Origin of the sequence: Tenacibaculum sp. E3R01, assembly GCF_003318185.1 — a bacterium.
In the GTDB taxonomy this organism is placed as follows: Bacteria; Bacteroidota; Bacteroidia; order Flavobacteriales; family Flavobacteriaceae; genus Polaribacter; species Polaribacter halocynthiae.
Genome location: NZ_QOCC01000012.1, coordinates 85,727 through 99,177, shown reverse-complemented (window position 1 = coordinate 99,177; position 13,451 = coordinate 85,727). Strand labels below are relative to the sequence as shown.

The following is a 13,451-nucleotide window of genomic DNA, read 5'->3' as shown; positions in this document are numbered from 1 at the left end:
TAATATGTTTAAAAAGCGTTATTCATTTTTTGTAAATAAAAAATAAATTTATCCGCTAATTTTGATTTTTCATTATCTACTACAGCTCCATTTCCATCAAAAATAGAAGTCAGCTTTAATTCTCCATTTTCATTTACTATCGATAAGCTTGGTTCATTTATTGGAGATAAATACACTAAATCTTCGTTTAGAATACCATCTTTTCTTGGCCCTGCATAATTAACTTCCCACATGAAATTAGCCTGCTTTGTTTTATCCATTTTAGCAAAACTGAAATTACCAGGTTCATTATACTTTAAAAAAAAGCCCTTATTTTTTAAGGAACTAATAAAAACTACACCATCTTTATTTTTAACTTGCTGAATAATTAGCGCTTGTAAATACCCCGTATTTAAATCAAACTTAACTCCATGAGGTTGTATAAGTGTTGCTTTATTAGTAACTGTGTTATGCTGTAAAGCCATAAGACCTCCTGCTGTAAGTTGTTTATTCATTAATCGATATAAGGTAATATCATCCTGTGCTTTTACTACGAATCCAAGTAATAAAAACAGCATTGTTATACTAATTTTTTTCATTTACTGTTGGTTTTTATTTACAGTTGGTTTTGCTTGTAGTTCGTTTATTAATTGTTGTTGTTGTATTGTATACAGGGTTAATTCTTCTACCTTTTCTACCAATTTCAAGGTAAGCTCTTTTAAATCTATCCCTTCTTTTACCACTTCTTTCTCAGATTTCATATTTGGTAAATGTTGGTGTTTTTTAATAAAAGATGCTACTGCTTCTAAAGGCATTAATTCATAATTATCGGCAAATACATAATCTGGGAAGGATCCAACTCTTAAGGTAACTTTATTCGCTACAATATCTTCTGCTGCAATATTTTTAGACTTTATATTATTCGTTGAAATATCATTTTTTGTTACAAGCTTGGTACTAATAGTTACATCATCTTTTCCTGCTGATAAAACCTCTCTTTTTTCATTACCATACAACACCTTGAATTTATCAACTACTGAATTGTTGTTAATATCAACATTTACCACAAATCCTTCCTCATTTCTTGATTCAAAGTTTCTCGAAAGTAATTGAGTTTTACTTATTCCTACATCTAATATTTTGGTCCCAGCGGTACCATATAAAACTTTAAACGTATCAACATTTGGATCATTACTATTTCTATCTATATGAGCAATGAATGAAGCAAAACTTTTTGAAGTAAAACTACCTATATTAAAATCTACAGAACCAGATGTTACTTTATATCCATTTTTAAAATCAACTTCTTGACCAAATTTGGCTGCTTTGTTAAAAAAAGGAATTCCATCGAAATGTGCAGTACCCTTAAAAATAGTTGGAGCTTCAAAAAAAGTGCGTATTTTATGGCTTATATTATCAGGTGTAAAACTAGCCATTACTGAATTTCTAGCTAGTAAACTTATACCTTCATTTCCTCCTGCACTATCTGTATCTGAACTTATATTGATAGATCTCTGACTACCTATTACATATTGAGCATTAATTGTTGTTAAACTGGTGGCCAAAAAGGCACCTAGTACTAAAATTGATTTTTTCATTTTGTATTACTTTTGTTTGTTCCAATTTTTGTTTCTAAATCATCTATTAACTTTTGTTGTTCTATGGTATACAAGGTTAACTCTTCTACTTTTTCTACTAATTTTAATGTAAGTTCTTTTAAATCCATCCCTTCTTTTACCACTTCTTTCTCAGATTTCATATTTGGTAAATGCTGGTATTTTTTAATAAAAGATGCTACTTCTTGTAAAGGCATTAAGTCATAGTCATTGGCAAATACATAATCTGCGAAAGACCCCACTCTTAAGGTAACTTTATTTGCTATTATATCTCCTGTTGTTACTGAATATGAAGAAAAAGGTAACTGAGATTCAACTTTATTTTTATCTACCACCAATAATTTCTTTGTGCCTTCTTTGGCTGAAAAACCTTTAGAGAAATTTGTTGTTCCGCTCAAATTTGTTGTTCCGCTCAAATTTGTTGTTCCTTTAAAAGATACAAGATTTGAAAAATCAGCTCCTTTAAAAGCTACAGTACCATTATCAAAATTTGCATTACCCGTAAAATTTGTATTACCCGTAAAATTAGCTTCATCACTAAAATTAGCTTTACCACTAAAGTTAGAAGCTGAAAGAACTGTTAATCCCCCTACTACACTTAAACTGCTATAAAATTTCGCATTGTTTTTAACCTCTAAACTTCCCGCTAGTTTCATTTTATTACGAAACCATGTAAATTCAGGTAAAAATGCAGCATATTGTGTACGACCAATAACAAAACTATGACCTTCTACACGATCAAAGAAACCTCCATTAGTATCTGCTTTATAGACTATTGCATTTCCATTCGAAATAACTTTTTCCCTAAAAAAATTGAGTATTGGTTCCTTAAAATCTTGTGCATTTAACTTAAAATTACTAGTTGACAATAGTAATAGTCCTATAAATATTATTTTTTTCATTCTTATATATTTTTATATTATTATTTATGTATTTGTTTTTAGACTTTAACATTTCTTACTTTAAATATTTTATATGTCTACTTAATTTATTTAAGGGTCAAAAAAAGAGGATTTGCTCATTTTGATTTTTAATTTTCGTATCATAAAATGATACATAGAAATCTTCATTTTATCTTATTTAATTAAAAGTGATTATTTTTTATGCCTGTATTTTTTACTATTAGAGTTCAATCAATTGTTTCGATAAAAAACAGGAGACCTTCTGCTTCTTTACACATAAGTATAGAAGGATCAATACTTCCTTTTTCCAATTGAATAGAATCAGATTTCATGAAATACTATTTCAATAAGTTTTTTTGAATTTCACACAAACAGTGATGACTATTTGATAATCATATGCGAAGTATACCGATACAAATTCCATATCGTGCTAACATATTTGGTGATTGTAATTGTTTACAAATGGTATTAGAAACAGGACTAATACAAAGTAATAAAATGTGCTTTAAGTAATTCATTTTTCGAGGGATTGTTTAATAGTAAGACAGCAAAACTCCTACTTACCCCACTGTAAAACAAGACCATAAAGTCCTAAAATCTGAATACGAGACCTTGTAAAAAACAACATCTCTGTAACAAAGTCCTAATTCAGTTTTTAGGACTCACTCCTCTAATAGCATTCCCTAGTATTTTAAATATTTATACTAATTTTTAGGATAAAAAAAAGAAAATTAACTTGTTTAAAATTAATTTACAAACTAGTTACATTTACATCCCTAATTAGTAACTTTCATTCTAATTAGTGTTAAAAAGTTTGCGTAAAATCGATTTATTACACTATTAAAATAATCAAGAGTTCAAACCAATAACAAAGAAACCTATTAATATTTATTTTAGTAAAAACTACATTCCCCTAATAAAATGAAAACTTGAAACTTTATAGACAATAAAAAACCAGAGAAGTTAACTTCTCTGGTTTAAATAAACTTATTTTTTAAATATTATTATTTTTTTATATACATACTAGGGCTCATGTTTTCATGTTTTTTAAAAGCTTTATAAAAAGTAGACTTTGAGCTAAAGCCTGATTCTTTTGCTACTCCTAATATGGAATAATTTTTATAAATTTCTTTTTCTAAATTTCTTTTAAACTCCTCTATTCTTAACCTATTTATAAAATCGTTAAAATTCCCATCTGAAAAAGTATTGATCAGTTTAGAGATATACTTCGGATGCATTTGAGTACTATTAGAAATATTTAATATAGTTACTTTAGACTGTTTATAGATGCTATTTAATGTTATCGTTTTAATTAATTCATCAAAATCCTTTTTTTCATTAATACTGCATATTTCCTTCTTTCTTTTATTATAATTAAAAACTGCTACTCTCTTTCTAACTTTTCTAAACTTAAATGAAATTTTTTGCTTTATTAAAACCCCAAAACAAACTAAGTAAATAATACTTACTATACCATCTAAATAAGAAAGTTGCTTAATTAGACTAGGAAAAAAATAAAAGATTATTACGTAAAAAGAATTAAAAGCATAATAAGTGAACCCTAAAAATAGTAATATAAAAACAAAATAAATAACAAATTTATTTTGAATAAAAAATCGTTTAGACTTACCCCTTATAAAAGTTTTTAGTTTAAAATAAAAATAAAGCAGCATTACAAAATTATATACATTATCTAACGCTATAAAGTAAGGAGGATATTGTGGATTATATAAGATATTAATTCCCAGTATATATGTAATTATTATAGGATAAATATATTTAGATTTAATTCTTAAAGTTTCAATTAAAAATGAATATAGAATAGTCTCTGATATTGAAAAATAATAATACTTTGTTGGAATAATATAAGTGTTATATTTAATTTCATATAGTCTTTCAATAGACTCAAATATTAAATTTATTAAAAGAAACTTCAATAAATATTCACTTTTTACAGAAGTGTGAGATATTCTATTATTAAAAATAATAGCACAAATAATTAATAAAAAGAATAAGAAAAATAATTCAAAAAAAACTGGTGAGTTTAATTCTAACATAAAAAATAAAAAAGTAGATTGAAAATAAATGGAATATATTTTACTCTAATTTTAAGCTATTTAAAATTAGAACTAAATAAAAAAAAGAGGCCGATAATTTATCAGTCTCTTTTTCTTTAAGGTTCTTACATTTTTTATTCAATAATTAACTTACGTTGTAATCTTTTTCCTTCAACTCTTAACTCATACACATAAACTCCACTTTGCAATTTATGACCTTGTGCAACACCATTCCAATTTATAGTGTGCATTCTATTTCCTGTAACTTTTCTTGCTACAAAAGTATGAAGTTTTTGACCTAACATATTGTATAAACTAAGATCCACAAATACTTCCTTAGGGGTACTAAAGCTAATTTGCGTATGTTCGTTCATTGGGTTTGGTCTGTTTTGAGATAATGCTAATGTGTAATTCTTACTTAACTCAACCTCTTTTGATTTTACGGTAAAGCTATAAGGACTATTCATGGTACCTATTGTTTTATTTGAAAAGAACATTTCTGTATTCTCTAAATCTAAAACGCTATTTCCATCGTATAACTTAAACTGAACATTTTCATCACTATTACTTCCAATACCGATATAATAATGGTATTCTCCGTTAATAAATTCAGCTTTAGAAGCTCCTCTTAATTCATTATCAACTAATGCTAAAATAGTATACGCTTTATTTGTATCTAAATCAGCAGTCTCAAGTACTCCATTGATATACATAAAGTCAGCAAACTGATTAAGATCAATTGTTAAATCTAACTCCTTATATGAAGGTGTTTCTTCTAACTCACTTGATGAATTTGATAAAGCATTATTAACTTTAGTATTCTTAGCTACAGATCTTGCAACTGCATTCTTAATAATTCCGGAATAATTAATTGCTCCTGCATTTTGTGATTTAAAGATATATCCTAATCCTGGTGTTAAATGCGTTAAACTACCACGCCAACCACTAGAAGTTGTATATTCTGCAAATAAACCTCTTCGCTCAATTCTATCACCTTCACTTACTTTTGTTGATGTAAATGATCGCAATGCATATCCTGTTCGTTGTAAATCATTAGGGTAAAAAGGAATTGCATTTTTAATATTTCCTCCATTGATTGATAAGTTATTATCTAAATCAACTGGCACCCCACTTATTTCTATATATTTTACAACCTCATGAGTAGGAGCTATACTTACTAAATAAGCTTTAGTTACGTCAATTTCAGTTAATCCACCTGTAAAAATATTATTACTTCCTAAAACCGCTACTTTATTATTTAACAAATCAAGAATTTGAGAATTCACTGGTAATCCTTTAATAGCTGTTAAAGACAATTTATTAGAAGCTTGATTGTCCTTTAAATTGAAACTTAATTCTTGATATCCCTGTACAACAGGTATTCTTCTAGTAACTTTTTCACCAACCGTAAATTTAACAGGCACTGAATTAGAACCTATAGTTTGATTTGAATTAAAGCTATAATTTTCAATAATTCCTTCATACTCGGTACATTTTGAAGCATCCCATACTTTAAAATTTAGCACTGATGTTTCTCCAATATTCCCAAACACTGTTAAATCAACCAAACCAGAAGCTCCTACTTTAGCATAACCTCGTATTTGATTACCAACATATACTTTTACAACATCATTTATATCTACTGAATTTTGAGAATTAATAATTAAATTTCCTTTAAAATTCATTGAAAGTGGATAATTGTTTTCAAACCCTGATGCTATTGCTGGCTCTGGGCAATTAACTGTAACTTCCAATCTAAAACTTTCAACACCTAATTTTTGTCCCGTATTTTTATTACTTGTTTTTATATAAATAATAGCAGTATGTACTCCTGGGTTTAAATAGTTTTTTATTTCAAACTCTAAATCTCTATTCGTTTCCGTAGCCCTAATAATATTTAATGCGTCTTTAGCTGGGTTAGCTCCTTTTTTCACATTAAACCAAACCGGTAGATTTTCAAAAGTATACGCTACATCAATCCCTCCATCAGAATTTATTAAATCTATATTATCAATGATAGTCGTTTCTCCTTGATTTTGACTTATTGATAAATTATTATGACTCCATTTTAACTTACTTCTATTAATAATAAAACTCCATGAGGTTTTATCTATTTTATTTCCTAAAGGATCTTGTAGTTTTTTATCTTTTACAAAAACTGTTAATCTAGCACCTTCAACAAATTCTAAATCTGATATCTTCATATTAAAATTAATAATCGTATTATTTTCAGACATAGTTGTTGTAAACTGAATATCTTCTACGGTTTTCGTTTTATCTAAAGGAGCCGCTTCTTCATTAGTAACAAAATTAATTCCAGTAGCTGTTGTTCCTTGAGCATTTCCTGTAAAATCTTGAATTGCTTCATTAGGAGCACCATTTATACCTTGCTTTGCTAATGTGTTATCATTAAAAACGAAATAAGCTTCTAAAGTATCTTCATTACCTAATAATTGATTTTTCATATTACTAGCTATTTGTAATGGGGACCTTGCTGATTGCCAAACTCGTACTTCATCTAAAGAACCTACAAAAGAATCAGTAGTTACCATTGGAGATATTACAAGCTTTTCTGAATTTACTTTATTTTCAATAGTAGAAATATTACCAGAACCTACATTTTCTCCATTAAAATAAATAACAGCATTTCCATTAGTTTTATCATAAACTACAGATACATGTGTCCATGTAAATGGTTGAATTCCTTTAGAAGATTTAACGCCGTCATTCGTTATTATTTTACCATCTGGCATCAAAGAAACATGATAGTTTCCTCCTTTTTGAATGATAGGAACATTAACTCCTGAGGGGTATTTTAATGGATTTACCCACATTTCAATAGTTAATTTATCTTCTAAATTAAATTTATTATTATGAGGAATGTTGATAACATCAGTAACATTATCCATTTTAACAGATGTTAATGGTTTTGGAACTCCACCTAAAACACCTCTCATTGCTAACGAATTTAAATTTACAGTAGCTGGATTTATTGGTGCTGAGAATTTTGCAGAAATCGTTCCTGAAGTAAATATCCCTCCATTATCTGGAGTTGTTAGCACCAACTGTGGAGCATTTCTTGCTATTTTCCCTTTTACAAAAGGAGTTGGGTTCTTACGATTATTAGGATTATCAGAACCACCATCTCCACATACTGGTACAATTCTAAAATTATACTCTCCGTTTGTTAAAGCTGATACATCTGCACTGTACTCTACTTGATCAGTTTCAGAATTTAAATACTTTTTTAATGTTTTTAAATCTAACTTCTTTAATATTTTAGGATCATTATTCCCTTTAATTGTATATTCTAAATCCACTGAAAAATCAGTACTCTCTGACATTCCTTTTAATTCAGGTATTCTAAAATTAAAATCTAACTTCTTTTTATCAGAACCATTTACAATCCAATCATTTTGAGGTGAATCTGAAGTAATCGTTTCAATACAAGCTCCTGTAAAATGAGCTGTTACTAAAATTTCTGCATACGGCTTCACTCCTACTTCATTATATTCATCTACTCCATACGAACGGTATCGATCACCAGCTTGTTCACATTCAGAATACATTTGAATTTTTATATCCTTATAAGAAATAACCGAAGGTGCATCGGTTCCTCTTGCAATACGCAATTGAGCTTTAATTTCTTGTTTTACACCAGTTGGTGAACTTGGATCTAAATCAAAAACAAACTTTGAAGAAGTTGTTGGCTCAAAAATAGGTGACTCATTCAAATTTACAACTGCCCCTAATGAGTTTGAAGCACCTGCCATTCCTACTATATACGTTTTTCTAGTAGCATCTTTCGCTACTTGTGTATTACGTAACGTTAAGTTATATAATATCGATTCATCTCCAGTACCATATCCTACTACTTTATCAACAATCAACTCAACACCTTCTCTAGGTACAGTTCCTGATTCAAACGGACAAGAACTTCTACCTGCATTGGTTAAAAACATTGGGGTATCATATTCAGGATCTCTTCTAATTAATACATCAAAATGATCTCCTGCATCATCATCGTTTAATGTAAAACTATCTACTCTGTTATTTCCATTTTCGTCTGAATCAGTTCTACTATTAAAATTATGAACCTTCGTTTGATTATTAAATGTAAGACCTGCTCCAAAAATTGTAAAATCTGTTGAGAAACTAACACCTACATATGGACCACCACTAAATGAGTTTCCAGAACTCTTCGTTTTCTCTCTTGATAATGTGTAACTGATTTCAGTTAACGCATCAAATGTAATTCGTTTATCTAAAGCAGAAGCGTTTAACCCAGCTCCACTTTGTCCTACATCATTATCATTTGTTAGTTTTTTTGTAGTGCTACTAAAATTAGGTGCACTATCAAAATATGCCTTCGTTCTTTTGTTATGATTCTTATCAATGATAGAAGTCCATCTACTAATTTGATGTAAATAATTAATAATATCTTTATCTTCTTTATCCTTCGGAGTTTTCGCTAATAATTTTTCCAAAGTACCTTTTAAATCTAAATGATTTCTATCTTTAGGAGGTGATACAATACCATTATTCTTATCATATTTAGCAATTGCTAATTGGTATAAGTTAGGTATTACAATATCATTTAAACTTTGTTTTGTATATGCAAAAGGGGTTACAGACGAAGGTTTAGCTACTTTATTTGAATTTTGCACAACTGGTGAACATCCATTCAATTTAAGTACCTGACCAGTTCCAAAAGTTATTACCTTAGATGTACCTATAAATACATCGGCATCTTCTCCTACATACGTAGGATCTGAAGGTGTAGAAATTGACTTTTCTAAAGTAACTGTTTCTGAATTACCGCTATGCCTTAAATAATCAAACTTTCCTCCAATTAAACCTTGAGTATCACTACTAGTTTGTAAAACAGGGTTCACAAATCCTGCTACAGTTCCTACTCCTAATGGAGCTGCAACAATTCCTGTTAAAATTTGTTTTTTTACTTTTAGTTTAGCTCCAATTGAATTATCTATTTCTAAACCTATTCCATTTTCAGCAGAAAATGAGTACGAATATGTAGCTCCTTTTGCTAAAGTTGCAGAACTATTATCTCCTGGAGGATCATGTAATACAAAACCAACTTGAGGTTCTATCAATGTAAAATCTGAATTTCCTTGGCGAGCACCTAGTATAATTGCTTTTTTAGTTATAGATGCAGTTCTACCGTTATGACTTACTGATATTAAGAAGTTTCTTGAATGATCTCCTAAAAAATTAGGAGATGAAACTTGTGTAAAAAACTCTAACACTCCTTTACTTAAAGTTCTATCAGTTAAATTACTATCTGCTAAAACAGCATCACCACCAAGTGTTACATCGGCTCCTTCAACTGGGCATTTATTTACTCCATACCTTTCAAAAACATTCACATTCATTTTAAACCCATCATGAGACTTAAAAGTAAAACTTCCTTCACAAGTACTGCTAATTTTATCTCCAACATAATCTCTCATGTTTTTTATATCTCTAACACCAGCCATATCAAATTTAAACAACTCAATTTCTAATTCAATAGGATTTCTAAATTCAAAATCGTATACAATATTTTTACGTCGTAAATCTATTATAGGACTTTTCAAAACTCTATTTGCATTTGTATTTGTAATTTCAACTCGGTATTGACCAGGTAGCAAATCATTTATTGTAAAAACAGTTGTATCATTATTAAAATCAGCAGAACTAATTGTTTTTTCAAACTTTGGAAATTCAATATCTGTTCGAATTATTTTTCCAGTCCATGCCCCAACACTATTATTACAAGGTACTACAATATTACCTATAAAACTACGTCTAGTTATATTTTCAAAATTTACATTTTGCAATGGCTCTTCTAATACTACTTCATAATGATTTCCTGTTGGATTAAATTTAGAATTAGTTGCTTTATAGGTGTACTTAATTTCTCTGACATATTGTTTATGCGATGTATTATCAAAATTACACCCTCCTTCAAATTGTAAATAATTATTATTTACCCCATCAACAACTGTATTAATTGCTTTAGTTCCATATTTTTGATCAAAACTATATGATAATTGTAACTTTGATTGTTCAATAGCTAAATACTTTCCTTGTTTTAATTTAGCTATGTCATCTTCTAGAAGTGACACTGCTCTGTATTCTAATAAATCAATATGTGATTTTGAAAAGTTTTTAAATGTATTAGATTCCTCTTCACTTCCTACTATTAAATTACTCGCTATTTCTAAGCTATTTATTGAAGTATTTTTTCTTCTATCATTCACATAAAGTGACATCGTTCCCTTTTCTTTATCGAAACTTATACTAAAAAAAGAAAACTGTCCTAAGCTATTAGTTGGTAAGTTTTCTGACAACCTTTCTTGAGTTCCTGTATATACTTTTAATATTGTATTGTTAATTAGTTTTAAAGATAAATTCCCCCATTGCAAAACAGTTTGTATAGCTGGTACTTTATCTTCATTACTAGTTTTAAGATATGGTTTTACAAAACCAGACCAGGTAAAACTATTTCCATTATTAGTAATAGAATTTATAGAACGAGCATATCCTGTTTTTCCATCAAATCGTAAACTTCCTTCGTTTAAACGCTCTTCATTAGCTAGTGATGGCATAGGATTTGGCGTTATTACATGGTTACCTGGAGCTGTTTTAATTGCATAAGTACCAGTATTATCAGTAGTTACCTTACTATCTTCGTTACTTTGTACGATTGAGCCATCAACTTTTAAAGCTGTCCCCCTAAGTACAGGATATAATTCATCTCCTACTCTATAAGAAATAACACCTGTTATTGGTAAACTAGATACATCTGTAAAGTTCACATTAGTTGCTAAGTCACCATTTAATCTTCTAGGTACACTTGCCTGTTTCGTTTTAGGCAAAAATTCAAATCGAGGTTTTGAAGGTTTTATAGTATACTCAAACTTATTATCATTATTTGTTATTCCTTGTATTCCTGTATTTAATGATGTAAATTTATAATCACCTTTTTTATTTGTATAAGTAGCATACGTTATTTGGGGTTGTTCGTTTGCTGACAAGTGCTCTAATACACTTTCACTTTCAATTAAATACTCACCTCTTTTTTTTGTTGAAAAATTGTATGCTTTATGTGCATCATTAAAATCAAAACGATAATAAGCAAATAAGTTTTCAACATTACCTCCAATTATATGATTTGCGTATTCATTAATTTGTAATGGCGAACGAGGAGCATTCCAAAATCGAACCTCATCTATATAATACGTAACATTCGTTATCTTGTTTAAAGAAAAAGTATTTACATTATTTAAACTCAACGCAAATAAAGTAGCACTACTTCCATTAGAAATAGGAGTCCCATCTTCAAATAAAGTTCCTCCAGATGCATTAAATGTAAATGCATAATGATGCCAATTAGTATCTGACTTTCTTGTTCCTGCAACATAAGTAGAGCCGTTTAACTTCACAACTATTTTACTCTTTTGTAAGATCAGCTCACTATTTCCAATTGAAAGTACGGTATTCTCTCCTTCGGTTATAGTAGGAGTTTTATACCAAAACTCAAAAGTTGCACCACCTTTTGCTTTTCTAAACGCGTCTATATTTTTTATTAACAGCGGTTTTTTACCTTGAATAAACTTTAAAGCACCTCCTGGATTAATGTTTCCAGAAGCAATAGCTTCTACTTTTGCAAATTTAGTAGCAACACTAGAAGAGGTTTCTATAAGTCCTTTAACTTTACCATTTGGCAATACAAAGCCAACGTCTTTCCCCGTTAAGGTAGTTACTCCATTATGCTTTGCTTCAATAGTGTATTCATACAACTCGTTTGGCAAAATTCCTTTATCAACATAAAACAATGATTCTGAAGGATTCTTTGTTTTTGTATCTTTCATTGTATGTACTACCGAACTTATAGTACCAGCTCTTAAGTTTCTTCTTTTTATAATATATTCATCAACATTTCTAACATGTTGCCATTCTACAAATATGCCATCACTCCCTGATAGCAAAGGGTTATCAATACCATCTCCATCACTCGCTCTTACAATAATTTTATTCAAGTTTAATACTGGATGTTGAATTTCTGAACTAATATTACTAATATTATTAGATTTTAATTTTGAAGAAAACTCAGCTTCTTTTATTAAATTTTCATCAGGAAAATATTCATATAATAAATTTTGCCAAGAAATAGATGTTAATACATCACCACCAAAGAAGTCTTCATTTTTATAATTTGTATTAGTATATACAATTTCTAGCCCATTATTTTTTTGTTCTAATAATGAATTTTTTGCTTCTTTATAAAAAGTACGATATTGCTGCTCTTTGATTTGTTTTTTCCTCTTTGCAGTTGACCAACCTCTGTATTCAGCTAAAAACAAGTCCGTTTTTTTATCACTTGAAAAATATATTTCCTCTACATTAAAATTGGAAATATTTTTAAAAAAGTGCTCAATTCCATCAATATACACTCGTAATTCATTAGCACTTTTATCTATTGAAAAAGCATAATGATGCCATATATTTTTAAATACTTTGTTATCTAACAGCAAGTTTTTAACTTGCTCACTTACTCCTATTTTTAAAGAAACTTTATTTTCTTGGATACTTAATTTGAATTCTTCGCTTCCTGTTTTCAAATTTGAAAATTCCCAATTTACAGCTTCTGAATTACCTGAACTTGCTGTGTTATGCATTGCCCAAAATTCAACAGTTGCCCTATTAGTTATTCCTTTGCTTAATAAACTGTTTAAATTAGTTTGTGGATTAAAAACTCTACTATATTTTCCTTTACTTTGTATTTGTAACACTGCTAAATCATACGATTGTTGTGCATGAACAAAAGAAAAAGAGCTTAATAGGGCTATTAATAAATAGCCTATAATTTTATTTTTTCTCATTATTAATAT

The 13,451-nt window shown here is 28.9% G+C and carries 5 protein-coding genes; all 5 read right to left on the bottom strand.

What is annotated here, in order from left to right; translation table 11 throughout:
• Positions 1–8: 8 nt before the first annotated feature.
• Positions 9–578: a hypothetical protein gene (locus tag DS884_RS01960; protein WP_113785573.1), complete on the bottom strand. Its 570-nt coding sequence runs from the start codon at positions 576–578 to the stop codon at positions 9–11.
• Positions 579–1,577: a hypothetical protein gene (locus tag DS884_RS01955; protein WP_113785572.1), complete on the bottom strand. Its 999-nt coding sequence runs from the start codon at positions 1,575–1,577 to the stop codon at positions 579–581.
• Positions 1,574–2,497, bottom strand: coding sequence for a pentapeptide repeat-containing protein (locus DS884_RS01950; RefSeq protein WP_143032777.1), 924 nt, complete (start codon positions 2,495–2,497; stop codon positions 1,574–1,576). The genes DS884_RS01955 and DS884_RS01950 overlap by 4 nt, the downstream gene beginning before the upstream one ends.
• A 1,004-nt stretch (positions 2,498–3,501) precedes the next feature.
• Positions 3,502–4,554, bottom strand: coding sequence for a helix-turn-helix domain-containing protein (locus tag DS884_RS01945; protein WP_093870482.1), 1,053 nt, complete (start codon positions 4,552–4,554; stop codon positions 3,502–3,504).
• Positions 4,555–4,688: 134 nt separating this feature from the next.
• On the bottom strand, positions 4,689–13,442 hold the full coding sequence (locus DS884_RS01940; protein ID WP_113785571.1) for a LamG-like jellyroll fold domain-containing protein: 8,754 nt from the start codon (positions 13,440–13,442) through the stop codon (positions 4,689–4,691).
• Positions 13,443–13,451: the final 9 nt, after the last annotated feature.